The sequence below is a fragment of the Kitasatospora sp. NPDC057223 genome (genome assembly GCF_042669755.1).
Classification (GTDB): domain Bacteria; phylum Actinomycetota; class Actinomycetes; order Streptomycetales; family Streptomycetaceae; genus Kitasatospora.
The window spans coordinates 52,128-75,661 of the sequence record NZ_JBHUWW010000018.1 but is presented as its reverse complement, the minus strand read 5'-3'; the positions used below and the strand labels follow the sequence as shown (position 1 = coordinate 75,661).

The following is a 23,534-nucleotide window of genomic DNA, read 5'->3' as shown; positions in this document are numbered from 1 at the left end:
GGGAGCGGTCGCAGCGTCTGGAACCCGGAGCTGGAACCCGGAGGTGGAGCATGCCGAGGCGTGACTACGAGAACGACCCGGACGCCCCGGCGGCCAACAGCCTGGTGCCGGCCGCCTCCGTGGTCGTCGTCGACGGTGACGGCCTGGTCCTGCTCCAGCGCCGGACGGACAACGGCATGTGGGCCCTGCCCGGCGGGAAGATGGAGCTCGGGGAGTCGCTGGCCGGCTGCGGCATCCGGGAGACCCTGGAGGAGACCGGCATCACCGTGGAGATCACCGGGATCGTCGGCACCTACACCGACCCGGGGCACGTCTTCGCGTACGACGACGGCGAGGTCCGGCAGGAGTTCTCCATCTGCCTGCTGGCCCGGCCGGTCGGCGGCGAACTCCGGGTGTCCGAGGAGTCCCACGAGGTGGCGTGGTTCACGCCGGCCGAGACGGATGGGCTGCCGATGGTCGCCGGCATCCGCAAGCGCCTGGCGGACTGGCGGCGGGGAGCGGGCCCGGTGGTGCGCTGAGCGCCGTGACGCGCTCCCGGTTCGGGTGGGGGATCCACATCCGTGGCGGCCGGTCGGCTCCACCGGTCCGCTGCCAGGTTGGTGCCGTTCGACCCGGCCTGCGGCCGGTGCGGGGATCAGCGGTGGTCGGTGCGCAGTCGGGGCCGGCGTGGCTGGAGGCGGGCGGAGGCGAGCAGGGCGTGGATGCGGTGGCCGATGTGGTCGACGTCCAGGAGGGGTTCGTCGAAGGGGAGGCGGACGTCGTGGTGGGCGCGCAGGCGTTCCAGGCGCAGCACGATGCCGTACTGGTCGAGGGTGAGCGGCCAGGCCCGGGTGATGCCGACGAGCAGGCGCGGGTCGAGCAGGCGGGTGAGGGCGGCGACCTGGTCGTGGTGGTCGTCGGCCATGTGGGTGAGCAGGACGGCTTCGAACGGGGCGATCGGGTCGGGGTGTGCCCGGGCGAGGTCCTGCGGGTCGACGGGGGTCTGGGCGCCGTCGGTGCCGAGCATGATCCGGGTGGGTTCCAGGGGCATCACGGCGGTGCCGTCGCCGGCCTCCTCGGGGCGGCCGAGCCGGCCGGCGATCCGGACCTGGCCGCGGACCCGTGCGCGCACGGCGACCGGGGCGACGTCCGTCCATTCGAGCAGGACGGGCAGGCCCTCGGCGCTGTCCGCGGCGGCCTGCTCCGCCTCGTGGGTGAGGCGGCAGCCCGAGGGTGCCTTGAGGCGCATGGTGCGGCCCGGGGCGCCGGCGTCGAGGAGGTGCGGGCCCATCAGGTCGTGGCGGCCGGCCCTGGTGGTGGCGGTCAGCGAGGTTGCGGCGTGGAGCAGGCTGCGCACGCGCTCGGCGTCGCTCGGGGCCGGGGTGCTGACGTCGGCGGGGCGCATGGCGACCGTCCTTCCAAGTTAGGTAAGGCTAACTTAACTTACTCTCGGCGTCCCTGGCCAGTCCCCGCCGCCGGTGCGCACCCGCCGAAGCGGGGATCGCAGCCCGCCGCCGGTGCGTCGGGGCGGCGCATAAAGTGGCGGAAGGTCAGTACGGAGCCGACCGGCAGGACCTACGAGGCGCGGAGGCGATCATGAGCACCCACCCGGCCGCGAATCCCGGACCGGGCCCCGACCCGGCACCCGGGTCCGCGACCGCGCAGCCCTGGAGCAGACAGCGGCTGCGCAGCAACAACGAGTGGATGCTGCTGGAGCGGCTGCGCACCGCCGGGCCCGCCTCGCGGGCCCAACTGGCCCGGGACACTGGGCTGTCCAAGCCCACGGTGTCCACCGCACTGGCGACACTGGAGCAGGCCGGGCTCGCCCGCGAGGCCGGGCTGATCGCCCCCGGGCGCGGGCGCACCGCCGTCCTGTACGAGCCGGATCCGACCGCCGGGTACGTGCTGGGCGTCGACATCGGCCGCGGCTGGCTGCGGATCGCACTCGCCGACCTGGCCGGGGACATCGTGGCCCGCCGGACCGTCCCGAACCTGGGTGACACCGCCGACGCCGTCGCGGACGCCGTGATCGCCGAGGCGCGGGCGGTGGCCGCCGAGGCCGGGGTCGAGCCCGCCGCCGTCGTGCACGCCGCGATCGGCACGCCCGGGGTCTGGGACGAGTCGGAGCAGCGCGTCCGCTACGCCGCCCAACTGCCGGGCTGGGGCCGGCGCGGGCTCTTCGACCGGATCCGGGACGGCCTGGACACCACGATCAGCGTCCACAACGACGCCAACCTCGCGGCCCTGGGGGAGTACGCGCACGGCGCGGGCGTGGGCAGCGGGCACTTCGTCTACCTGTTGATCGGCACCGGGGTGGGCATGGGCGTGGTCTCCGGCGGCAAGCTGCAGCGCGGCGCGCACGGCGCGGCGGGTGAGATCGGCTTCCTGCCGCTGCCCGGGCTGCCGGGCGTGCCGGCCGCCCTCCGGCCGGGGGCCGTCGGCCCGGACGCGGACAGCGGCGGCCCGGACGAGCGGCGCGGGATGCTGGAGTCGGCCGCCTCGGCGGAGTCCGTGGTCCGGATCGCCAGGGAGCTGGGCCTGCGGGGGGCGGACTCGGCCAAGGAGGTCTTCGAGGCCGCGCGAGCGGGTGACCATGCCGCGCTCGCCGCCGTCCAGCACGAGGCCGAGCAGCTCGCCTACGTGGTGGCCGTGGTGTCCTCCGTCATCGACCCGGAGCTGGTGGTGTTCGGCGGTGGTATCGGGCACAGCGCGGATCTGCTGATCGCCCGGGTGGACGAGGCGCTGCAGGCGCTCACCCCGCTGCGTCCCCGGCTGGCGCCCAGTCTGCTGTGGGACGACGCGGTGCTGGTCGGCGCGCTCTCCACGGCGCTGCGGACGGCCCGGCCCGAGGTGTTCGACCGTCGCTCGGCGGCCGTCGCCCGCGTGTAGCCCGCCCGCCCGGCGCGCCAGCTGGGCGGCCCGGCCGGGCCGGCCGGGCCGGCTCACCGGATGCGGCGGGAGATGCGGCTGCGGCCGGCGATGTCCCTTCGCCGGCCGCAGCGCTCGTGGACCCGGGGGTCCGGGTGTGGACTACTTGACGCCGGCCTCCGCGCAGGCGGCCGCGTACGCCGCGGTGCAGACCTGCTCCGCCGTGTAGAGGCCGCCGGCGACGACCGTCACGGCGACCTTCGCCTTGGTGACGACGATCGGGGTCAGCAGCATCGACGGGACGTGCGATCCGCCACTCTCAGTGATCGAGCTGGCGATGGACGTGACATCCAGCCCCTTCAGCAGGTGAACAGCGATGGTGCCGGCCGCGTCCGTCTCCGGCTTGTACGGCTTGTAGATGGTGTACGCCTGGTCGCCGGTGAGGATCCGCTGGATCGCGTCGAGCGAGGCGTCCTGGCCGCCGACCGGGACGTTCTTGATGCCGGCGCCCTTGAGGGTGTCGATGACCGAGGCGGCCATCCCGTCGTTGGCGACGTAGACGGCCTGGATGCCGTCCTTGCCGAGGCTGCGGATCGCCTCGGTCATCTTCTGCGCGGCGACCTCGGGCTTCCACTCGCCGGACTGCTCGTAGCCGATCTTCTTCACCTTGCCGTCGAGGGCCTTGTGCGCCCCGGACTTGAAGGAGGCGGCGTTCGGGTCGCTCTCGGCGCCGTTGATCATCGCGATCTGGGCGGTGGCGGCCTTCGGGCCGAGGGCTTCGAGCAGGGCAGCGCCCTGGAGTTCGCCCGTCCGGGAGTTGTCGAAGGAGATGTACGCGGCGACGTTTCCGGCGGCCAGGCGGTCGTAGGCGACCACCTTCGCGCCCTTGGCGGTGGCCGCCTCGACCCACGGCGCGGTGTTCTTGGCGTTGACCGGGTCGAGCAGGATGACCTTGACGCCCTTGGCCAGCAGGGCGTCGAACTGCTGCTTCTGCACGCCCTCGTCGCCGTCCGCGTTGGCGTAGTCGACGCTGCAGTTCGTGCAGAGGGAGGCGACGGAGGCCTCGATCATGGGCTTGTCGAAGGCCTCGTACCGGGTGGACGAGGTCTTCTCGGGCAGCAGCAGACCGACCGTGGTGTCGCCGACGCCGTCCGACTTGGTGCCGGAACCGTCCGATCCACAGGCCGTGAGGGAGAGCAGGGCGAGCGCGAGCGCGGCAGTGGAACTGAGGGTACGACGCGTCACTGTGTTCATGCGGGGTGGTGCCTCCTGACTGTGCCGCGTCGTTGCGGCCGAGGAGGGAGTCAAACGTTTTCGAGTGCTTGACGTCAATAACTAAACGTGTTTCAGAAGAATCGGTGCTTGATTCGTTACCTTCTTGAAAACTTCTTGGGACAACCTGACACCCATTGCTACTTACAGGTACGGTGACCGGCCGCATACTCCCGGGGGAGTACGCCGGGTCGCCCCCGTGGGGTGACGCGGGCGGCGCGACGGCTCGCTAGCCTTCCGGCATGGCATCCGATCCAGACGGCCCCGAGCCCTGGCGCCCGCCGTGGGTGCGCGCCGCCAAGGCCGGCTGGCCGGTGGCCTCCGCGCTGGCGGTCGCCGCGATCCAGGTCGGAGGCACCACCGTGGCAGGCCTCCACCAGCCCGGCCGGACCGGCCTGGACGCGCTCGGGTACGCGCTGCTGCTGGCCGGCCCGGCGCTGCTGGTGCTGCGCCGCCGCCACCCGGTCGCCGTGGTCGCGGGCACCTCCGCCGTCACCGCCGGGTACCTGCTGGCCGGATACCCCTACGGGCCGGTTTTCCTGAGCCTGGTCGTCGCCGTCTGCGTGGCCGTGCAGAGCGGCCACCGCCGGGCCGCCTGGATCGCGCTGGGCGCCTGCTACCTGGCGCACGCGCTGGCCGCCTTCGTGCTGCCGGCCAGCTGGTCGGACACGTTCGGGACGCGCGTCCTGTGGTGGCAGGAGCTCGGCGCCTCGGCCTGGGTGCTGCTGGTGGTGGCCTTCGCCGAGATCCTGCGGTTCCGGCAGGAGCGGATGGCCGCCCACCAGGCCTACCAGGCGCAGGCCGAGCGCCGCCGGGCGGACGAGGAGCGGCTGCGGATGGCCCGCGAGCTGCACGACATCCTGGCGCACAGCATCTCGCTGATCAACGTTCAGGCCGGGGTCGCGCTGGAGCTGCTGGACACCCGGCCCGAGCAGGCCCGCACCGCGCTGACCACGATCAAGAGCGTCAGCAAGGAGGCGCTCGGCGAGGTGCGCCAGGTGCTCGGCACCCTGCGCGCGCCCGGCGCCGCCGCCCCGCGCGGACCGGCTCCGGGCCTGGCCCGCCTGGACGAGCTGGCCGCGCAGGCCGGCCGGGCCGGGCTGGCGGTGACGGTCGGCGTCGGCGGCCGGCCGAGGCCGCTGCCCGCCGGCGTCGACCTGACGGCCTTCCGGATCGTCCAGGAGGCGCTGACCAACGTGATCCGGCACTCCACGGCGCGCAGCGCGGCCGTCCGGCTGGACTGGAGCGCCGAACGGGAACTGACCGTCCAGGTGGACGACCCCGGCCCGCCGGGCCACGGCGAGGCGGGCGGCTCCGGCAGCGGGGTGACCGGCATGCGGGAGCGGGTGGCCGCGTTCGGCGGCACCCTGGAGGCGGGGACACGGCCGGACGGCGGGTTCCGGGTCCGGGCCACGCTGCCCACGGCCGCCGTGGAGGACGACCGGTGAGGGAGCGAACGATGATCCGGGTGCTGCTGGCGGACGACCAGGCGCTGGTCCGGGCCGGCTTCCGGGCCCTGCTCGACGCGCAGGACGACATCAAGGTGGTCGGCGAGGCGGGCGACGGTGAGGACGCCGTCCGCCTGGCCCGCGAGCTCGGGCCCGACGTGGTGCTGATGGACATCCGGATGCCGCGCGTGGACGGCCTGCTCGCCACCCGCCGGATCGCCGGTGACCCCGCGTTGGCCGCCGTCCGGGTGGTGGTCCTGACCACCTTCGAACTCGACGAGTACGTCTTCGAGGCGCTCCGCTCGGGCGCCGCCGGGTTCCTGGTCAAGGACACCGAACCGGCCGACCTGCTGCGCGCCGTCCGGGTCGCGGCGGCCGGCGACGCGCTGCTCTCGCCCGGCGTGACCCGCCGTCTGATCGGCGAGTTCGCCGCCCGCTCCAAGGAGCCGGACGGCTGCGCCACGGACCTCTCACTGCTCACCGAGCGCGAACGCGAGGTGCTGACCCTCGTCGGCATGGGCCTGTCCAACGAGGACATCGCCCGCCGGCTGGTGGTCAGCCCGCTCACCGCCAAGACCCACGTCAGCCGAGCCATGGTCAAGCTCGCCGCCCGCGACCGGGCCCAACTCGTCGTGCTGGCGTACGAGTCCGGGCTGGTCCGGCCCGGCTGGCTGGGCTGAGCGGCGGCGCGGCCGCATGCACGGGCCGCGTACTCCCCGCGGAGTAGGCGCGGAGCCGCTGCCCGTACGACGCGCGACGACCCCCCTCGGCGGAATGCTCGAAGGAGCCCGGGAGCACCTGGGCCGAGCCCGCCACCGGGGAGATGAACCACCATGTACACGCTGCTCGCCGACCACGACTGGAACGGCCCTGGGCCGTGGATCCTGCTGATCCCGCTGTTCTGGCTCGCCGTCGTGTTCCTCGTCGTCCTCGTGCTGCGCCGCACCGTCTGGCGCCGCGGCTGCACCGGCCGCCCGGACAGCCCGCTGTCCGTCCTGGGCCGCCGCTACGCCGAGGGCGACATCGACGCGGACGAGTACCGCGCCCGCCGCACCGTCCTCGCCGAGGACCCGCGCGAGCGCCGCGGTGGTGCCGAGTGACCACGCTCGACGTCGTCACCGACACCGCCGCCCGGGTCGCCGACGCCGTGAAGGTCTACGGCGTCGGCGACACCCGGGTCCGCGCGCTGGACCACGTCACCGTCGACTTCCCGGCCGCCCGGTTCACCGCGATCATGGGGCCGTCCGGATCCGGCAAGTCCACCCTGATGCACTGCGCCGCCGGCCTGGACACGCTGACCGCCGGCAGCGCCTACATCGGCGACACCGAGCTCGGCAGCCTGGGCGACCGGAAGCTGACGCTGCTGCGCCGCGACCGGATCGGCTTCGTCTTCCAGGCCTTCAACCTCGTTCCGACCCTGACCGTGCTGGAGAACATCACCCTCCCGCTGGACCTGGCCGGCGCCGCCCCCGACCGCGCCTGGCTGGACACCCTGATCGACGTGATCGGGCTCGGCGACCGCCTGCACCACCGCCCGAGCGAACTCTCCGGCGGCCAGCAGCAGCGGGTCGCCGTAGCCCGGGCGCTGGCCGGCCGGCCCCGGGTGGTGTTCGCGGATGAGCCCACCGGCAACCTGGACTCCCGCACCGGCGGCGAGGTGCTCGGCCTGCTGCGGCGCGCCGTCGACGAGATGGGCCAGTGCGTCGTCATGGTCACCCACGACCCGACCGCGGCCGGCCACGCCGACGCGGTGCTCTTCCTCGCCGACGGCCGGCTGGTCGACCGGATGGCGCAGCCCACCGCCGACCGGGTGCTGGACCGGATGAAGGCCTTCGAGCGGGGGCGGTCATGAAGCCGGCCGGCGGCCCCGCCGCGCGCGCCACCGTGCGGATCAGCCTGCGCTCGCTGCGGGCACACCGGCGGCGCCTCGCCGGGACGTTCCTGTCGATCCTGCTCGGCGTCAGCTTCCTGGCGGGGACGATGGTGCTCGGTGACACGCTGCGCGCCAACTTCGACACCCTGTTCGCGGACGCCAACGCGGGCACCGACGCCGTCGTCCGCAGCGCCGACGTGCTGGACTCGCCGGGCACCCCCGGCGGTGTCCGGGCCCCGGTCGAGGCCGCGCTCGCGGCGCGGCTGGGCACCGTACCGGGGGTGGCCGCCGCCGAGGCCTCGGTGGTCGGTGCGGGCCAGCTGGTCGGCAGCGACGGCAAGCCGGTCGGCGGGCAGGGCCCGCCCACGCTGGCCGGCAACTGGCTCGCCGACCCGCGGCTCAACCCGTACCGGCTCGCCGAGGGCCGGGCGCCGGCCGCGCCGGGCGAGGCGGTCGTCAACCGGGGCGCGGCGCGCAGCGGCGGCCTGCACATCGGCGACACCACCGTGCTGCGCACCCCCGACCCGGTGCGGATCACCGTCGTCGGCATCGTGACCTTCGGCGACAGCGCCGACGGCATGGGCCCCAGCACCTTCACCGGCCTGACCCTGGACGACGCCGAGCGCCACCTCACCCCACGGGGTGCGGGCCAGGCCAGCTCCGTCCAGGTCCGGGCGGTCGCGGGCACCTCGCAGGCCGGGCTGGTCCGGGCGCTGGCCCCGCAGTTGCCCGCCGGGGTGGAGGCGGTCACCGGCGCGGCCGCCACCGCGGAGAGCACCGCGCAGGTGTCCGGCCGGTTCCTGAGCATGTTCACCACCCTGCTGCTGGTCTTCGCGGGTATCGCGCTGCTGGTGGCGACGTTCACCATCCACAACACCTTCGCCATCGTGGTCGCCCAGCGGACGAGGGAGAACGCCCTGCTGAGGGCCCTGGGCGCGGCCCGCGGCCAGGTGCTCGGCGCGACCCTCGCGGAGGCGCTGACGGTGGGCCTGCTGGCCTCGCTGGCCGGTCTGCCGGTCGGCGTCGGGGTCGCGACGGGCCTCAAGGCGCTGTTCTCCGCGCTCGGCTTCTCACTGCCGACCGGCGGCATGGTGATCAGCACCGCCGCCGTCCTGCTGCCGCTCGCGGTGGGTACGGCCGTCGCGGCCGGCTCCGCCCTGCTGCCCGCCCTGCGCGCCGGGCGGACGGCGCCGCTCGCCGCCCTGCGCGAGACCGCGGTGGACCGCGCCGCCGACGGCCGGGCCGGCCGGCTCCGGCTCGCGCTCGGCGCCGTCCTGCTGGCGGGCGGCGTCCCGGCGGCCGTGGCCGGGGCGAGCGAGGGCCCGTCCGTGGCGCTGACCACCGCCGGGGCACTGGCCGTGCTCGGCGCGGTGGTGGTGCTCGGCCCGGTCGCGGCCACCCTCGCCGTCCGGGTGCTGGGTGCGCCGCTGGCCCGGCTGCGCGGCGTGCCGGGCACGCTGGCCCGGCGCAACGCGGCCCGCAACCCCCGGCGGACGGCCGCCACCGCGACCGCCCTGATGATCGGCGTCGCCGTGGTCACCCTGTTCACCGTCTTCGGCGCGTCCGTCAAGGCGACCCTGGACGACACCGTCGCCGACTCCTTCGCGGGCGACCTCGCCGTCACCGCGCCCGCCTTCGGGGCCGGCGGCAGCGGCGTCAGCCCCGGACTGGCCGACGCGCTCGCCGCCCTGCCCGAGGTCGGCCGGACGGTGGGCCTCGGCCGGGGCGTTGCCCGGATCGACGGCCATGGCCGCACCCTGGACGTCACCGACCCGGCCCGGCTGGCGGGCGTCGTCGACCTCGGCCGGGTCGACGGCTCGCTGGGCGCGCTCGGCACCGACGGCCTGGCCGTCTCCCGCGCGGAGGCGGACAGGCACGGCTGGCGGCTCGGCCAGCGCGTCACGGTGGGCTTCACCGACGGGGGCGGCGGCCCGTTCACCGTCCGGGCGCTGTACGAGGGCAGCGGGCTGGCCGGCGACTACCTGGTCACCCGCGAGGCCTGGGCCCCGCACCGGGGCCAGGACAGCGACTCCATGGTCGCCGTGGCCCTCAAGGACGGCGTGCCGCTCGCCACCGGCAGGGCCGCCGTGCAGCGGGCCGTGGAGCCGTTCGGCAGCCCGCGGGTGCAGGACCGCGAGGAGTACGCGGCGAGCGCGGCCGGCGGCGTCGACATGATGCTCTCGGTGGTCTACGCCCTGCTCGCGCTCGCCGTCCTGATCGCCCTGCTGGGCATCGCCAACACGCTCACCCTCGCCGTCCACGAGCGGACCAGGGAGCTGGGTCTGCTGCGCGCGGTCGGCCAGACCCGGGGCCAGCTGCGCGGCATGGTGCGCTGGGAGTCGGTGCTGGTCTCGGCGTTCGGCACGGTCGGCGGCCTCGGGCTCGGGGCGTTCCTCGGCTGGGCCCTGGTGAAGGCCTCCGACAGTGCGGGGACGGGCTCGTTCGCCGTCCCGCCGCTCCAGCTGGCCGTCGTGCTCGGGGCCGGCCTGCTGGCGGGTGCCGTCGCGGGCCTGCGGCCGGCCGGCCGGGCCGCCCGGCTGGACGTCCTGCGCGCCGTCGCCGCGGACTGACGGCGCCGGCGCCGCCCGCCACGGCCGTCCCGGACCGTCCGTGGGACGGCCGTGGGCGCTGCTTGGAGACGTCGCCGACCACGACCGGGCAGGAGAGCGATGGAGCGTCGCGCCGGCTTCCCGGCCGGGTACGTCCGCCGGGTGCCCGTGGCCGTCCTCGTGCCCGGCGTCGCCGTCGGCCTGCCGACCCCAGGACGGCCACCACGGCGGCCCGCTGCTCGCCGCCGCCCGCGTCGTGGCCGGCGCGACCCTGCGGCTGCGCGCGACCGGGCGGGCGTGCCCTGCGCCCCGGCCGCCCGGCTCGGGTACGGGGGCCGTACCCGTCCCCGCAGTCCGTGATCGGCGCGCCGAACCGGGACGTCACGTACCGGACGGGCCTGCTCAGCACCGACGACATGGCCGTGCCCGCCATCGGCCGGTGCGGCTGCGGGTGCGGTGGGGCCGGCTCAGCCGAGCTGCCACAGCGTGCCGTGGCCGGCGGCGGTGGCGACGACGAGCACCGCCAGGTCGGCGACGCCGAGAGTGAGGCCGAGCAGGGCGCGGCCGCGCCGGGCGGTGCCGCGCACGAGGGCCAGGACGCCCAGGACGATCGCGAGCGGGCCGAGGGCGATGTTGAGCAGCAACAGGCCCGGCAGGCCGAGCAGGAACGAGGCGACGGCCAGGTTGTCGGCCTCGTGGGCGCTGCGCGCGGTGCGGTGACGGGTGGTCGGGGCGGTGGCGGTCATGGGGTGCTCCTCCGGTGCGGTGGGTTCGGCGGCACGTTGTCGCTGCTGCTGCTGCTGCTGCTGCTGCGGGGCGGGGCGGGGCGGGTCAGCGGCGCCGGAGCCGGGTGAGGCCCTCACGTGCGCCGAAGGCCAGCAGCCAGAGGGCGATCGCGGCGGAGGCGGTGAGGAACACCGGCAGCGTGGTGTGGGCGGCTGCGCCGATGAGGATTCCCATGGCGACCAGGGCGGCGAAGAGGATCACGGTGCGGCCTTTCTCGGAGGTGACCGGCGGTGGCAGGGCCATTCGGCGAACAGTTGAGATGACAAGTGTTCGCTGAAACCTCACTCTACGCTGGCCAATGTCAGCAAACAGTTGTTTACTGAATGGCGTGAGTCACACCATGGGGGCCAGACAGGCCCAGAAGCAGCAGAGCCGGCGCGGGTTGCTGGACGCGGGCCTTCGCCTGCTGGAGGAGCAGAACCTCGCCGGGCTCGGCGTCCGCGAGGTCACCCGGGCCGCGGGAATGTCCCCGGCCGGCTTCTACCGGCACTTCAGGGACATGGCCGACCTCGGGGTCGCGCTGGTGGAGGAGTCGCTCGCCAGCCTGCACGTGCTCGTCCGCTCCGTCCTTGAGGAGCGCGGCGGGGCGGAGGAGTTGATCGACCGCACGGTCGAGGTCATCGAGCGGCACGTGTCGGGCGACCGGGCCCACGTGCGCTTCCTGGCGCGCGAGCGGCACGGGGGAGTACGGCAGGTGCGCGAGGCCGTCGCGGCCGAACTGGACCGCTTCGCCGAGGAGGTCGGCGCCGCCCTCGCGCTGCAGCCCGCCGCCGAGGGCTGGAGCGACGAGGAGCTGCGGATGCTGGCCGGGCTCTACGTCGAGCACATGGTGTCGACCGCCGCGGCCTTCCTGGAGGCGCCGGACGCCGACGCCGGCCGGCGGATCGCGGCCACCGCCCGGATGCAGCTGCGGCTGGTCAGCCTCGGGCGCCGCCACTGGAAGGACGGCTGACCGGGCACGGACGCGGGCGGGCGGGTGCCCGGCGGTGCTGGTCGAAGTACTGAATCGGTGCTTCAATGCTTCCATGGCCTACCGACGCACACCCGCCGTCCAGGCGCGGCTGGACGCCCAGCGAGAAGCGGTCCTCCAGGCCGCCGTCGGCCTGCTCGCCGACCGCGGGTACGGCGGCTGCTCGATGGCCGCCGTCGCCGACCGGGCCGGCATCGCCACCGGCAGCCTCTACCAGCACTTCGCCAACAAGGCCGAGCTGTCCGTGGAGCTGTTCCGCCGCGTCGTCACCCGCGAGATCGCCGCCGTCAACGAGGCCGTCGCCCGCCAGGACACCCCGCAGGCCAGGGTCGCCGCCGTGGTCGAGACCTTCGCCGCCCGCGCGCTCAAGGCACCCCGGCTCGCCTACGCCCTGCTGGTCGAACCCGCCGACGCCGTCGTCGACACCGAACGGCTGGTCTTCCGGCGGGCCTTCCGCGACGTGCTCGCCACCCAGATCGCCGCGGCCGTCGCCGCCGGCCGGCTGCCCGCCCAGGATCCGGACCTGACCGCCGCCGCCCTGGTCGGGGCCGTCGGCGAGGCACTCGCCGGCCCGCTCGCCGAGGGCTCCGCGCCGGCCGAGGTCATCCCCGGCCTGGTCTCCTTCACCCTTCGTGCCCTGGGAGGACGCGATGCCGGCAACACATGAGGTCACCAACCAGGTGCCGCTGCCCTACGGCCACGACACCGCCGCCGACCCCGGGCTGATCGAGGCCCTGCACCGCGCCGGCGCCGGCTGGGCCGAACCGGAGCTGCACGAGCTGGGCCGCCTGGCCGGATCCGAACAGGCCGGCGAGTGGGGCCGGATGGCCAACGAGCACCCGCCGGCACTGCGCACCCACGACCGCTTCGGCCACCGGATCGACGAGGTCGAGTTCCATCCGCACTGGCACGACCTGATGCGCACCGCCGTCGGCCACGGCCTGCACGGCGCCCCCTGGCGCGACGACCGGCCCGGCGCGCACACCGCCCGCGCCGCCAAGTTCTACGTCTGGGGCCAGGTCGAGGCCGGGCACATCTGCCCGATCACCATGACGTACGCCGCCGTACCCGCGCTGCGCGCCACCCCGGCCCTCGCCGAGTGGCTCGAACCGCTGCTCACCACCCCCGAGTACGACTTCGGGCTGCGCGAGCCGCACACCAAGCGCGGCCTGATCGCCGGCATGTCGATGACCGAGAAGCAGGGCGGCTCCGACGTCCGCACCAACACCACCGCCGCCGTGCCGAACGCCGACGGCACCTACCGGCTGACCGGGCACAAGTGGTTCACCTCGGCGCCGATGTCCGACCTGTTCCTGACGCTGGCCCAGGCCCCGGGCGGTCTCAGCTCCTTCATGCTGCCGCGCGTCCTGCCGGACGGCAGTCGCAACCGCATCCTGCTGCAGCGGCTGAAGGACAAGCTGGGCAACAGGTCGAACGCCTCCGCCGAGATCGAGTACGACGGCGCGGTCGGCTGGCTGGTCGGCGAGGAGGGGCGCGGCGTGCCGACCATCATCGAGATGGTCAACATGACCCGGATGGACTGCACCCTCGGCGCCGCCTCCGGCATCCGCCTGGGTGCGACCCGTGCCGTCCACCACGCCGTCCACCGGCGGGCGTTCGGTGCGGCCCTGGCCGACCAGCCGCTGATGCGCAACGTGCTGGCCGACCTGGTGGTGGAGTCCGAGGCGGCCACCGCCGTCGCGATGCGGCTGGCCACCGCCACCGACGCCGCCCTCGCGGGCGACGGGAACGAGGTGCTGGTGCGGCGGCTCGGGCTCGCCGTCGCCAAGTACTGGGTCTGCAAGCGCGGTCCGGCGCACGCGGCCGAGGCGCTCGAATGCCTGGGTGGCAACGGCTACGTGGAGGAGTCCGGCATGCCCCGGCTCTACCGGGAGGCGCCGCTGGTCTCGATCTGGGAGGGGTCCGGCAACGTCGCCGCGCTGGACGCGCTGCGCGCGATGGCGAAGCGGCCGGAGACCGTGCAGGCGTTCCTCGGCGAACTCGCCCTGGCCGCGGGCGCGGACCGCCGGCTGGACGCCGCCGTCGCCCGCCTCCGCAAGGAACTCGGCGACCTGAGCGACCTGGAGTACCGCACCCGGCGCCTGGTCGAGGCGATGGCACTGGCCTTCCAGGGCTCCCTGCTGGTGCGGTACGGCAGCCCGGCGGTCGCGGACGCGTTCTGCGCCTCCCGCCTCGGCGGCGACCACGGCGGGGCGTTCGGCACCTTGCCAACGGGCGTGGACACCGGCGCGATCATCGAGCGCGCCATGCCGGTGCCCGGGTGAGCACCGCCGAAGTCCGGGCGTTCTGGCAGGGCCTCGGCCTCCCCGGCCTGATCGACGTGCACACGCACTTCATGCCCAAGAACGTCCTGGACAAGGTGTGGGCCTACTTCGACGCGGCGGGCCCGCTGACCGGCCGGCCCTGGCCGATCACCTACCGCCAGGAGGAGGCCGAACGCGTCGCACTGCTCAGGGAGTTCGGCGTCCGCGCGTTCACCTCGATGCTCTACCCGCACAGGCCCGGGATGGCCGTCTGGCTGAACGCCTGGGCCGCCGGCTTCGCCGCCCGCACCCCCGACTGCCTGCACACCGCCACCTTCTTCCCCGAGCCCGGGGCCGCCGGTTACGTCGCGCAGGCCCTCCAGGACGGCGCCCGGGTGTTCAAGGCCCACCTCCAGGTCGGCGGGTACGACCCCGATGACCCGTTGCTGGAGGAGGTCTGGGGCCTGCTCGCGGAGAGCGGCACTCCCGTCGTCACGCACTGCGGCTCCGGCCCGGTCCCCGGCAAGCACACCGGCCCCGGGCCGATCGGCGCGGTGCTCGGCCGGCACCCCGAACTGCGGCTGGTGGTGGCGCACATGGGCCTGCCGGAGTACGGGGACTTCCTCGACCTGGCCGAGCGCCACCGGCACGTCCGGCTCGACACCACGATGGCGTTCACGGCCTTCACCGAGCGCGACGCGCCCTTCCCGCCCGCCGAACTGCCGCGCCTGCGCGCCCTCCAGGGCCGGATCCTGCTCGGCACCGACTACCCCAACATCCCGTACCCGTACGCCGAGGCGCTGCACGCGCTGGCCGCGCTCGGGCTGGGGGACGACTGGCTGCGGGCCGTCTGCCACCACAACGCCGCCGACCTGTTCGGCCTGCCCGGGAGTTGAGGCGCGGCTCGGCAGGCCGCCCGCGTCCCCGCCGTCGGACGGGCCGGTGTCCCGCGCTCACCGCAGGGCGGTCGCCCCGGCCCCGCCCGACCGCTGGGTGGGCACCCGGCCCTCGCCGGTGGTCAGCGTCCTCAGCTCGGCGACCACCGGGTCGTCGGTGCCGGCGAGCGCCTTCAGCGCCTCCTGCCAGCGCGCCAGGGCCTCCTCGGGCCGGTCGAGCGAGTGCAGGATCAGCCCGTGGACGTGCAGGGCGAGCCCCTGGGAGTAGGTGTCACCGCGCTCGCCGGCCATCGTGAGGACCCGCTGGCACTCCCGCTCCGCCTCCTCCTCGCGGTGCAGGTCGTGCAGCGAGCGGACCAGCCCGAGCCGGGCCTGCACCTCCTGGTGCCAGTCGGCGGCGTCGACGGTCACCGACCGCAGGCAGGCCTCGAACTGCGGCAGCGCCTCGGCGGGTTCACCGAGCTTGAGGTGGGCGTACCCGATGTTCGTCCGCGCGGCCTGGCACACCACGATGTCACCGAGCCGCTCGCCGATCTCCAGGCTCAGGGTGTGGCAGCGCAGCGCGAGCCGCGGGTCGGACTTCTCGTGCAGGTTGCCGAGAGTACTGAGGACGATCGCCTCGGTACGCTCCACACCCCTGCGCCGGGCGATCAGCAGGCACTCGTCGAGGACGGTGGCCGCCTCGGCGTCGCGGTCGAGATCCTGGAGCAGCAGGCCCCGGTTGGACAGCGCGGGCAGCACCCGTTCGTCGTCGCCGAGCTCCCGCCAGATGCCGATCGCCCGCTCGTTCAGGGCCAGTGCGGCCTCGAACTGTCCGGCCATGAAGCGCCCGCCGGCGAGGTCGCTGAGCGCCTGGCCCTGCGCGGTCGCGTCGCCGCACGCGCACGCGGTGGCCAGTGCGATCTCGTTCAGCACCCGCAACGCCTCGATCCGGCCCCGGCGTTGCAGGTACGGGAACAGCGCCTGGACGAGCGCCAGGACGGTCTCCCGGTGGGCGGGCACGCCGCCGAAGTTGGTGGCGAGCGTGGCGATGTTCGTCAACTCCCGGTCGCACCAGGCGAATGCCTCCGGACCGTCGGCGAAGGGCGCTGCCTCGCCGCGGCGCCCGGGAAGCCGCCGGTCGCGCTCGGTCCCGGGCGGGACGATCGCCACGACGGACTCCCGCGCCGCGGCGGCGTACCAGCGCAGCGCCCGGTCGGTGGCACCCGCCCGGTCGGGCGGTCCGTCGAGCCGGACGGCCAGCTCGCGGGCGAAGTCGCGGACCAGGTCGTGCGGCGCGTAGTAGCCGAAGTCGGTCTCCTCCAGCAGCGCGACGCCCACCAGCCGGTCCAGCGCGTCGGCCGCCCGGTCCTCGTCGGTGTCCATCAGCCGGGCGAGCAGCGGCACGCCGTACTCGGGGAGGTCCAGGGCGCCGATCCGCCGCAGTGCGAGGGCCGCGTCGCGTTCGTCGGCGCGCTCCGAGGTGAGCAGGGCGTCGTGGGCGACGGCGAGCGAGCGGCGCACGCTCAGGTCGTCGTACTCCAACTGGTCGAGCCGGCGCTCCTGGTCGGTGAGCAGCTCGACCAGGGACTCCGCGGTCAGCGCCCGGCGGACGGCCAGTCGGGCAGCTACCACCCGCAGGGCGAGCGGGAGTTGGCCGCACAGTTCGGCCAGTCGTCGGACCGCCTCGCTGTCGCCCTGGCCGGCCCCGCGCCCGGAGGCGCCGGCGATCAGCGCGGCGGCCTCGGTCGCCGTCAGCGGCGCCAGCGGGATGTGCGCGGCGCCGTCGAGCGCCGCCAGCGGCGGCCGGCTGGTGACCAGGACGGCGCAGGCGGGCCCGGCCGGCAGCAGTGGGCGGACCTGCGCGGCCGAGGCGGCGTCGTCGAGCACGATCAGGGTGCGGGTGGCGTCGAGCGTGGAGCGCAGCAGGGCGGACGCGGCGTCGGCGTCGCCGGGGATCAGCCGGGGTTCGATGCCCAGCCCGCGCAGCAGGGCCCCGAGTGCGTGCAGTGCGCCGAGCGGCGCGACGCCGGGAGTGGCGCCGTGCAGGTTCAGGAACAGCTGTCCGTCCGGGAAGTGCTCGCGCAGGGCGCGGGCGGCCTGCAGGGCGAGGCCGGTCTTGCCGACCCCGGCCATGCCGCTGACGACCGCCACGGCAGGCTGCCCGCCACCCGCCGTCAGGGCCGCGTGCACGGCGGCGAGCTGCTCGGCCCGGCCGACGAAGCCGGCCGGGGGCACCGGGAGCTGGGCCGGTCGCGGCCGGGCGGCCGGAGCCGGTGGCTCGGCCGGTTCGTCGCCCGGCGCCGGGGCGTCGGCCAGGATCTCCTGGTACGCCTCCTGGACGGCCCGCCCGGGCTCGACCCCCAGCGCGTCGACGAGGGTGCGGCGCAGCGCGTGGAAGACGGCGAGCGCCTCGGCCTGCCGGTGCGTGCGGTGCAGCGCGAGCATGAGCTGGCGGTGGAAGGCCTCCCGGTAGGGGTACTCGGCGGCCAGCGCCCCGAGTTCGGTGGCCAGGCCCTCGTGGCGTCCGAGCTGGAGGTCGGCGTCGAAGCGCCACTCCAGCAGCTGCAGGTGCTGGTCCGTCAGCCGCAGTACGGCCGGGTGCCCGGCGAAGCCCGGTACGTCGGCGAGCGGCTGCCCGCGCCAGAGCTCCAGGGCCGCGCCGGCCTGCCGGGCGAGCCCCGGCCAGTCCTGGCGCCGGTGTGCCGTCCGGGCGTCGGCCAGGAGGCGGGCGAAGCGGCCGGTGTCCAGTTCGTCCTGGGTGGCGTGCAGCAGGAATCCCTGCGGCACCGCGCGCAGCCGGGACTCCTCGTCGTCCGCGAGCACCCGCCGCAGCCGGGAGACGTGGTTGTGCAGGGAGGCCGTCGCGGTGGCGGGCGGGTGCTGCCCCCACAGTGCTTCCTTGAGGCTGTCGACGGTGACCGGGCGGCCGGCCCGCAGGAGCAGGGCCGTCAGCAGCGTCCTGCTCTTGAGTGCCCCGACCGGGCGGCTCACACCCGCACCGTCGTGCACGGTCAAGGGGCCGAGCAGGCCAAAACGCATGTGACAACCCTCCCGAGGCGGGCCGGTCGTCCCGTCAACTCCCCGTCGAAGGCCCTGTTGGTGACATGTTAGTGGGCCGTTGACGAGGCCCGGCAGACTGGTCATCGGATGATCATCCCGGCGTGGGACGGTCCGGCCACGGGGGTCTGGATCGCACCACGCCGGGGTTCACCGGCCGGGCCCGGGGCGGGAGCGGTGCCTCAGTGCCTCGGCGCCTCAGGCGCCGGTGGTCGATCCGGGGCGGATCACCATCAGGACGACCACCACGGCCCACAGCAGGTTGAAGACGCCGGCCGTCATCGGCAGCAGGCGCAGGCCCCGCACCGCCCCGGCGTGGTCGTCGGCCCGGGTCTCGTCGAGTCCGAGAGCGTCCACGGCGGCCTGCTGGGCGGGCAGTACGAACAGCAGCAGCGAGAGCGCGGCCAGCGCGGTCAGCACCATCGAGACGATCAGCCAGGACTGCCCCAGGACATCCATCACCTGCGCGGTGCCGATGCCCAGGAGCGGCACGGCGAGGCCCAGCAGCGCGTACACCTGGGTGATCCGGTGCAGCAGCCGCAGCGATCCCGCGTCCGCACCCGAGGCCTGGCCGGGGCCGCCGGCGAGCGCGGCCCGCGCCCGGGCCGGGAACATGCTGACCGCCACCGCCACCGGCCCGATGAACAGCACCGAGACGAGGACGTGCAGACTCAGGAGGAACTTGGCCATCGGGAGGCCCCTTTGCGGTTGCGCGGACGGTGCGGCCGGGGCGTCCGCCGAGCGAAGCCCCAGGCACGCTAACACCGCTGGTCCGGGCCCCGTCCGGCCGGGTGGGGGCCCGGCTACCGCTGCCGGGCGAGGACGCCGGCGGTGTCCAGTCGCGGGGGGCTGGTGCTGACCGCCGCGAGCGTGGCGCCCGCGCCGGCCGGGCTCCCGGGACCGTCCTGCCCGTCCTGCCTGTCCTGCCAGTCCAGGATGTGCAGGTCGCCGAACCGGCTGTGCAGGACGGCGCCGTCGACCAGGTCGACCGGCAGGACCGAGAGGTCGACGTCGGCGAGGGTGTCCAGGGTGGTCCTTCCGATCTTGATCATCGCCTCCTTGCGGACCCACTGCCGCAGAAAGGCCCGGGCCGGGTCCCGGTGCGCCCGCACCTGCCGCAACTCGGCCTCGGCGAGCACGCGTTCGTACATCTCGGCCGAGGCGTCCCCCCGGGTCGGCAGTTCCACGTCCACGCCCACGGGGTGCAGCCCCGCGGCGGCGGCGACCAGCCCCTGGGTGTGCGAGAGGCTGACGTGGACGTCCGGGTGATCCGGCAGGTACGGCTTGCCGTGGGCGGCGTCCCCGCAGTCGGGGCAGCGCTGGGCCAGCGTCAGAGTGCTTGCGGGGAGCCCCAGCAGGCGGGCGGCGCAGAACCGCACCAGGATGTGCGCGGCGATGAAGTCGTTCCGTACCGATTCATGGTGAAATCGGGTGGCGCGCTTCTGTTCGAGCGGGGAGAGCAGGTGCTCGCCCGCCTCTGGGTGCCGCAGGATCCCGGTGCTGGCCGACACCGCCACCAGCGGGCCGTCCCCGTCGTACGAACCGCTCTGCATCACTGCCGTCCTCTCCGATTGCCGCATCCAACCTATGAGCCGCAGCCCTGGTCGGACAAGCGGCTCTCTCGGCTGGACCAAGCGCATGATATCCGGACATAGGGGGCGGCGTGGTGCCGTCGAGGGAGCCCATCCTCACGCTTGGATGAACGCATCATCAGATAAGTGACGGGTGGTGGGGGGTTGCCCGCTCCGACGTGCGTAAGGGGCAGTCAATGAATCGTGGTGTCGGTACCACCGACCCGGTCGGTCCGCAGGAGCCGGCGGCCGAGCCGCAGCCGGACCGGCGGCGCAAACTGGTGAGGGTGGCCCTGATCGCCGGGCTCACACTGGCACCGATGACGGCACTGCTGAGCATCGGTTCCGCCGCCCCGCTGGCACCGCCACTCGGCCCCTGCTCGGGCCCGAGCTGCCCCAACCCCTTCCCGCCGGTGAACAACGGCGACTTCGCCGGCCGCGACGCCACCTTGAACATCTTCACCGGTGGCTACTACCGCGTGTCGGGCCGCGCGGCGGAGGCCGAGGGCAAGATCGTCGCTCTGGGCAACTTCACCGTCGACAAGGACGGCGGCGGCAGCTTCAACGCCGGCGTGGTCGGGGTCGGCTCGCGCGTCGTCCCGCCGAACGGTACGGACCATCTCACCGTCGGCGGCAACGTCGACATCAGGACCGGCAACACCCTCTTCATCGGCGGCAGCGACTCGACCGGTATCGCGTACGGCAACCTCAGGTACGCCGGCACCCTCACCGGCACCACGGACATCGCCCCGACCGGCGCCGCCATCCAGGACCCGAACGCGGCCGCCCCGTTCCAGGACGTACTCACCCAGATCGAGACGGTGTCGGCCTGCACGGGCACGGCGGCCGCCACCGGCACGGTCACCTCGGACGGCTTCACGGTCACGTTCCAGGGTGACAACACCAGTGCGCGGCAGGTCTTCAACGTGTCCGGCAACCTGACGAAGGCCGACGGAACGGCGATCGACCTGGTGTTCGCCGGCATCCCCGACGGCGCCACCGTCGTGGTCAACATGCTGTCCGACAACCCCGTCATCAACACCAACACCGGGTTCGACGGTACGCCGACGGCGATCCTGCGCCCCCGGCTGATGTGGAACTTCCCGACCGCCACCACCTCGACCATCACCGGCGGCGCCCAGTTCCAGGGCTCCATCATGGCGGGCAACCCCGCCAACACCATGACGCTCTCCCAGGCGGGCATCAACGGCCGGGTGTACCTCGCGGGCAACCTGGAGCAGACCGGCACCGGCGGCTACGAACTCCACGCATACCCGTTCGACGGAGACCTTCCGGAGTGTGCGTCGCCGAGCCCGTCGCCGTCGCCGAGCCCGAGCCCGTCGCCGTCGCCGAGCCCGAGCCCTAGTCCGTCGCCGAGCCCGAGCCCTAGTCCGTCGCCGAGCCCGAGCCCTAGTCCGTCGCCTAGCCCGTCGCCTTCTCCGAGCCCCTCGCCGAGTCCGTCGCCGTCTCCCTCGCCGAGCCCGAGCCCCAGCCCGTCGCCGAGCCCGAGTCCTTCGCCTAGCCCGTCGCCTTCTCCGAGCCCCTCGCCTTCGCCCTCGCCGAGTCCTTCGCCGAGCCCGAGCCCGTCCCCGTCGCCCAGCCCTTCGCCCTCGCCCTCGCCGAGCCCGAGCCCGAGCCCTAGCCCGTCTCCGTCGCCTTCTCCGAGCCCGTCCCGCAGCCCGCACCCCACGCACAGCCCGAGCTTCACCCACTCGCCCAAGCCGTCTCCGAGCCCGTCCCCCTCCCCCTCCCCGTCCCCGAGCCCCAGCCCCTCGCCCTCGCCCTCGCCGAGCCCGAGCATGAGCCCGTCCCACAGCCCGACTCACTCCCCGTCGTACAGCCCGTCCCACAGCCCCAGCGTGACCCCGTCGCACAGTCCGTCGCATCGCCCGAGCCCGTCGCACACCACCCCTGGTGGATCGCCGACGCACGGGCCCACCGGCGGTACGACGAGCGGTCCGTCGCTGCCGTCCACCGGTAGTTCCGGGAACCCGGTCATGCTGGGTCTGGCGGGTGCGGCGCTGCTGGCCGGTGGTGGCCTGGTCGTGCTGGTCGCCCGTCGTCGCGGGCGTCACAGCTGACCTGGCGCTGAGAACGACCGAGGCCGGCCGGTGACGGCCGGCCTCGGCCGAGCGGATCAGTGGTGAGCGGATCAGTACTGAACAGTCACCGATCGGCGAAGAACCGCTCGACCGAGCCGCGTTGCGCGGCGAACGCGTCGAGCGGTTCTCCGATGATCCGGCCGGCGAGGTCGGTGGCGAGGCCGCCGACGTTCTCGCGGAGCGTGATCGCGGCGAGGGCCTGGTCGACGGCGATCTGGGCGTGGGCTGCGGCGACGAGTTCCTCGCGCTCCCGCTGGCCCTGTTCGCGGGCCGCGGTGATCAGGGCGGCGCCCTCCTCGGCGGCTGCCTGGCGGATCCGGGCGGCTTCGTGCTGGGCCGCGGCGAGTTCCTGCCGGTAGGCGGTGTAGGTGTCCTCGGCCTCGGCCATGGCGGCCCGGGCGCGCTCCGCCCCGCCTTCGATGGCGTCCTCGCGCCGGGCGAGGGTCTGTTCGAGGCGAGGCAGGATGATCCGGCCGAGTATGCCGAAGATCAGGAAGAAGCAGATCAGGCCGACGATGATTTCGGTGGGGTCAGGCTCCAGAGGTCCCATACGGACCATCCTACGAAATGACGCACCATCACCACAGGCCGGGCGGCACAACACCGCTGTTCCGGAGCGCACTTGACGGACGCGCTCCGCGAAGCCATCGTCCGCGACGTCACCGCCCCTACGTCACCGCCCCTACGTCACCGCACCGCGCCGCCCGAACCGCTCCTCCCGCCACTCGCCGGACTCCAGCACCTCGGCCAACTGCCCTGCGGCGTCCCAGACCTGCGCGTACGAGAGGTACAGCGGCGTGAAGCCGAACCGCATCAGGTCGGGTGCCCGGAAGTCTCCGATCACCCCGCGCTCGATCAGTGCCTGCACCACGGGGTAGCCGTCCGGGTGGCGGAGGGCGACCTGGCTGCCCCGGCGGGCGTGCTCGCGCGGCGTGGCCACCTCCACGTCGAGCGGCTCGACCAGGGTGATGAACAGGTCGGTCAGGGACAGGCTCTTCGCGCGTACGGCGTTCAGGTCGGCCCGCTCCCAGACGTCCAGGCTCGCCCCCAGCGCGGCCTGTCCGAGCAGTGACGGTGAGCTGGTCAGGAACCGTCCGATGCCGTCGGTCGGCGCGTACCCGGGCTCGAAGGAGAACGGGCGGGCGTGCCCGAACCAGCCGCTCAGGGGCTGCTCGGCCGCCGCCTGGTGCCGCCCGGCCACGTAGAGGAAGGCGGGCGAGCCCGGGCCCCCGTTGAGGTACTTGTAGGTGCAGCCGACCGCGAAGTCCGCGCCGCAGGAGCCCAGTTCGACCGGCAGGGCCCCGGCCGAGTGGCAGACGTCCCAGATCATCAGGGCGCCGGCGGCCTGCACCTGGGCGGTGATCGCGGCCATGTCCAGCAGCTCGCCGGTGCGGTAGTCGACGTGGGAGAGGACCACGGCGGCCACCTGGTCGTCCAGGTGTCCGGCCAGCTCCCGGGGGGAGGGCAGCAGCACGCTGCGGGTGCCGTCGAACAGTCCGGTCACGCCCTCGGCGATGTACAGGTCGGTGGGGAAGGCGGCGCCGTCGCCGAGCACCGTCCGGCGGCCGGGCCGCAGCCGCAGGGCGGCGGCCAGCACCTTGAACAGGTTGACGGAGGTGGTGTCGCAGACCACCACCTCGCCGTCGCCGGCCCCGATCATCGGTGCGATCCGCCCGCCCAGGCGGTAGGGCTGCTCGAACCAGCCGGCGTCGTTCCAACTGCGGATCAACTCCCGGCCCCACTCGGCCTCGACGACCTCGCGCACCCGCTCCGGGGTGCGGACGGGCAGGGCGCCCAGCGAGTTGCCGTCCAGGTAGACGATGCCCTCGGGCAGGCTGAACTCCTTGCGGAAGGCCGCCAGCGGGTCCGCCGCGTCCAGCGCCTCGCACTCCTCGCGGGTGATCACACCCGGCCCCC

Annotated in this window: 21 protein-coding genes; 12 read left to right on the top strand and 9 right to left on the bottom strand. The window is 74.4% G+C overall.

Going from position 1 to position 23,534, the window contains the following annotated elements:
• Window positions 1–50: 50 nt before the first annotated feature.
• Window positions 51–518 (top strand): NUDIX hydrolase, encoded by a 468-nt coding sequence (locus ACFUK0_RS10185; RefSeq protein ID WP_380248174.1) that lies wholly within the window; start codon window positions 51–53, stop codon window positions 516–518.
• A gap of 116 nt (window positions 519–634) precedes the next feature.
• Here the strand turns inward: ACFUK0_RS10185 and ACFUK0_RS10180 are convergent, their stop codons facing one another.
• A complete protein-coding gene (locus ACFUK0_RS10180) occupies window positions 635–1,384 on the bottom strand; it encodes a DUF2470 domain-containing protein (RefSeq protein WP_380248172.1) in 750 nt (249 codons plus the stop codon).
• A gap of 191 nt (window positions 1,385–1,575) precedes the next feature.
• Here ACFUK0_RS10180 and ACFUK0_RS10175 point away from each other — a divergent pair, with 191 nt between their 5' ends.
• The gene (locus ACFUK0_RS10175) at window positions 1,576–2,868 is read left to right on the top strand and encodes an ROK family protein (RefSeq protein ID WP_380248170.1); all 1,293 of its coding nucleotides are present in this window, start codon (window positions 1,576–1,578) and stop codon (window positions 2,866–2,868) included.
• Window positions 2,869–3,009: 141 nt separating this feature from the next.
• Here ACFUK0_RS10175 and ACFUK0_RS10170 read toward each other — a convergent pair whose 3' ends face one another.
• Window positions 3,010–4,101: a sugar ABC transporter substrate-binding protein gene (locus tag ACFUK0_RS10170; protein ID WP_380248168.1), complete on the bottom strand. Its 1,092-nt coding sequence runs from the start codon at window positions 4,099–4,101 to the stop codon at window positions 3,010–3,012.
• 260 nt (window positions 4,102–4,361) lie between these two features.
• On the opposite strand from ACFUK0_RS10170, the gene ACFUK0_RS10165 reads away from it, so the two are divergent.
• The 5 genes from ACFUK0_RS10165 to ACFUK0_RS10145 all read left to right on the top strand — a co-directional run bounded on the left by ACFUK0_RS10165 (window position 4,362) and on the right by ACFUK0_RS10145 (window position 10,010).
• Window positions 4,362–5,567, top strand: coding sequence for a sensor histidine kinase (locus tag ACFUK0_RS10165; protein WP_380248166.1), 1,206 nt, complete (start codon window positions 4,362–4,364; stop codon window positions 5,565–5,567).
• 11 nt (window positions 5,568–5,578) lie between these two features.
• A complete protein-coding gene (locus tag ACFUK0_RS10160) occupies window positions 5,579–6,247 on the top strand; it encodes a response regulator (RefSeq protein ID WP_380248192.1) in 669 nt (222 codons plus the stop codon).
• A 153-nt stretch (window positions 6,248–6,400) separates the two neighbouring features.
• On the top strand, window positions 6,401–6,667 hold the full coding sequence (locus ACFUK0_RS10155) for an SHOCT domain-containing protein (protein ID WP_380248164.1): 267 nt from the start codon (window positions 6,401–6,403) through the stop codon (window positions 6,665–6,667).
• Complete coding sequence (locus ACFUK0_RS10150; protein ID WP_380248162.1) at window positions 6,664–7,419, top strand: ABC transporter ATP-binding protein; 756 nt, start codon at window positions 6,664–6,666, stop codon at window positions 7,417–7,419. Before ACFUK0_RS10155 ends, ACFUK0_RS10150 begins: the two co-directional genes overlap by 4 nt.
• Window positions 7,416–10,010, top strand: a complete 2,595-nt coding sequence (locus ACFUK0_RS10145) for an ABC transporter permease (RefSeq protein WP_380248160.1) — start codon at window positions 7,416–7,418, stop codon at window positions 10,008–10,010. The genes ACFUK0_RS10150 and ACFUK0_RS10145 overlap by 4 nt, the downstream gene beginning before the upstream one ends.
• 446 nt (window positions 10,011–10,456) lie before the next feature.
• Here the strand turns inward: ACFUK0_RS10145 and ACFUK0_RS10140 are convergent, their stop codons facing one another.
• Window positions 10,457–10,735: a DUF4190 domain-containing protein gene (locus tag ACFUK0_RS10140; protein ID WP_380248158.1), complete on the bottom strand. Its 279-nt coding sequence runs from the start codon at window positions 10,733–10,735 to the stop codon at window positions 10,457–10,459.
• An 85-nt stretch (window positions 10,736–10,820) separates the two neighbouring features.
• Window positions 10,821–11,018, bottom strand: a complete 198-nt coding sequence (locus ACFUK0_RS10135; protein ID WP_380248156.1) for a hypothetical protein — start codon at window positions 11,016–11,018, stop codon at window positions 10,821–10,823.
• An 85-nt stretch (window positions 11,019–11,103) separates the two neighbouring features.
• Here ACFUK0_RS10135 and ACFUK0_RS10130 point away from each other — a divergent pair, with 85 nt between their 5' ends.
• The 4 genes from ACFUK0_RS10130 (at window position 11,104) to ACFUK0_RS10115 (ending at window position 14,905) form a co-directional block, all read left to right on the top strand.
• Window positions 11,104–11,727: a TetR family transcriptional regulator gene (locus tag ACFUK0_RS10130; protein ID WP_380248154.1), complete on the top strand. Its 624-nt coding sequence runs from the start codon at window positions 11,104–11,106 to the stop codon at window positions 11,725–11,727.
• A gap of 73 nt (window positions 11,728–11,800) precedes the next feature.
• Window positions 11,801–12,412, top strand: a complete 612-nt coding sequence (locus tag ACFUK0_RS10125) for a TetR/AcrR family transcriptional regulator (protein ID WP_380248152.1) — start codon at window positions 11,801–11,803, stop codon at window positions 12,410–12,412.
• On the top strand, window positions 12,396–14,030 hold the full coding sequence (locus ACFUK0_RS10120; protein ID WP_380248150.1) for an acyl-CoA dehydrogenase family protein: 1,635 nt from the start codon (window positions 12,396–12,398) through the stop codon (window positions 14,028–14,030). The genes ACFUK0_RS10125 and ACFUK0_RS10120 overlap by 17 nt, the downstream gene beginning before the upstream one ends.
• Window positions 14,027–14,905: an amidohydrolase family protein gene (locus ACFUK0_RS10115; protein WP_380248148.1), complete on the top strand. Its 879-nt coding sequence runs from the start codon at window positions 14,027–14,029 to the stop codon at window positions 14,903–14,905. Before ACFUK0_RS10120 ends, ACFUK0_RS10115 begins: the two co-directional genes overlap by 4 nt.
• A gap of 57 nt (window positions 14,906–14,962) precedes the next feature.
• Here the strand turns inward: ACFUK0_RS10115 and ACFUK0_RS10110 are convergent, their stop codons facing one another.
• The 3 genes from ACFUK0_RS10110 to ACFUK0_RS10100 form a co-directional block, all read right to left on the bottom strand.
• On the bottom strand, window positions 14,963–17,926 hold the full coding sequence (locus ACFUK0_RS10110; protein ID WP_380248146.1) for a BTAD domain-containing putative transcriptional regulator: 2,964 nt from the start codon (window positions 17,924–17,926) through the stop codon (window positions 14,963–14,965).
• Between the two features lie 216 nt (window positions 17,927–18,142).
• Complete coding sequence (locus ACFUK0_RS10105; protein WP_380248144.1) at window positions 18,143–18,634, bottom strand: hypothetical protein; 492 nt, start codon at window positions 18,632–18,634, stop codon at window positions 18,143–18,145.
• Between the two features lie 113 nt (window positions 18,635–18,747).
• On the bottom strand, window positions 18,748–19,497 hold the full coding sequence (locus tag ACFUK0_RS10100) for a 4'-phosphopantetheinyl transferase family protein (protein ID WP_380248142.1): 750 nt from the start codon (window positions 19,495–19,497) through the stop codon (window positions 18,748–18,750).
• Window positions 19,498–19,712: 215 nt separating this feature from the next.
• Between ACFUK0_RS10100 and ACFUK0_RS10095 the strand changes: the two genes are divergently transcribed.
• The gene (locus tag ACFUK0_RS10095) at window positions 19,713–21,596 is read left to right on the top strand and encodes a choice-of-anchor A family protein (RefSeq protein WP_380248140.1); all 1,884 of its coding nucleotides are present in this window, start codon (window positions 19,713–19,715) and stop codon (window positions 21,594–21,596) included.
• An 85-nt stretch (window positions 21,597–21,681) separates the two neighbouring features.
• Here ACFUK0_RS10095 and ACFUK0_RS10090 read toward each other — a convergent pair whose 3' ends face one another.
• Together ACFUK0_RS10090 and kynU are read right to left on the bottom strand one after the other, a co-directional pair.
• Window positions 21,682–22,167 carry a hypothetical protein gene (locus ACFUK0_RS10090; RefSeq protein WP_380248138.1) on the bottom strand — a complete coding sequence of 162 codons (486 nt, stop codon included), beginning with the start codon at window positions 22,165–22,167 and terminating at the stop codon, window positions 21,682–21,684.
• A 132-nt stretch (window positions 22,168–22,299) separates the two neighbouring features.
• Entirely contained in the window at window positions 22,300–23,523 is a 1,224-nt protein-coding gene (kynU, locus tag ACFUK0_RS10085; protein WP_380248136.1) for a kynureninase, read from the bottom strand.
• Window positions 23,524–23,534 lie beyond the last annotated feature (11 nt).

Excerpts from the sequence above, each read along its gene's own strand:
- ACFUK0_RS10185 (WP_380248174.1), top strand. The coding sequence starts at position 51 with ATGCCGAGGCGTGACTACGAGAACGACCCGGACGCCCCGGCGGCCAAC.
- ACFUK0_RS10180 (WP_380248172.1), bottom strand. The coding sequence starts at position 1,384 with ATGCGCCCCGCCGACGTCAGCACCCCGGCCCCGAGCGACGCCGAGCGC.
- ACFUK0_RS10175 (WP_380248170.1), top strand. The coding sequence starts at position 1,576 with ATGAGCACCCACCCGGCCGCGAATCCCGGACCGGGCCCCGACCCGGCA.
- ACFUK0_RS10170 (WP_380248168.1), bottom strand. The coding sequence starts at position 4,101 with ATGAACACAGTGACGCGTCGTACCCTCAGTTCCACTGCCGCGCTCGCG.
- ACFUK0_RS10165 (WP_380248166.1), top strand. The coding sequence starts at position 4,362 with ATGGCATCCGATCCAGACGGCCCCGAGCCCTGGCGCCCGCCGTGGGTG.
- ACFUK0_RS10160 (WP_380248192.1), top strand. The coding sequence starts at position 5,579 with ATGATCCGGGTGCTGCTGGCGGACGACCAGGCGCTGGTCCGGGCCGGC.
- ACFUK0_RS10155 (WP_380248164.1), top strand. The coding sequence starts at position 6,401 with ATGTACACGCTGCTCGCCGACCACGACTGGAACGGCCCTGGGCCGTGG.
- ACFUK0_RS10145 (WP_380248160.1), top strand. The coding sequence starts at position 7,416 with ATGAAGCCGGCCGGCGGCCCCGCCGCGCGCGCCACCGTGCGGATCAGC.
- ACFUK0_RS10140 (WP_380248158.1), bottom strand. The coding sequence starts at position 10,735 with ATGACCGCCACCGCCCCGACCACCCGTCACCGCACCGCGCGCAGCGCC.
- ACFUK0_RS10135 (WP_380248156.1), bottom strand. The coding sequence starts at position 11,018 with ATGGCCCTGCCACCGCCGGTCACCTCCGAGAAAGGCCGCACCGTGATC.
- ACFUK0_RS10125 (WP_380248152.1), top strand. The coding sequence starts at position 11,801 with ATGGCCTACCGACGCACACCCGCCGTCCAGGCGCGGCTGGACGCCCAG.
- ACFUK0_RS10120 (WP_380248150.1), top strand. The coding sequence starts at position 12,396 with ATGCCGGCAACACATGAGGTCACCAACCAGGTGCCGCTGCCCTACGGC.
- ACFUK0_RS10110 (WP_380248146.1), bottom strand. The coding sequence starts at position 17,926 with ATGCGTTTTGGCCTGCTCGGCCCCTTGACCGTGCACGACGGTGCGGGT.
- ACFUK0_RS10105 (WP_380248144.1), bottom strand. The coding sequence starts at position 18,634 with ATGGCCAAGTTCCTCCTGAGTCTGCACGTCCTCGTCTCGGTGCTGTTC.
- ACFUK0_RS10100 (WP_380248142.1), bottom strand. The coding sequence starts at position 19,497 with ATGCAGAGCGGTTCGTACGACGGGGACGGCCCGCTGGTGGCGGTGTCG.
- ACFUK0_RS10095 (WP_380248140.1), top strand. The coding sequence starts at position 19,713 with ATGAATCGTGGTGTCGGTACCACCGACCCGGTCGGTCCGCAGGAGCCG.
- ACFUK0_RS10090 (WP_380248138.1), bottom strand. The coding sequence starts at position 22,167 with ATGGGACCTCTGGAGCCTGACCCCACCGAAATCATCGTCGGCCTGATC.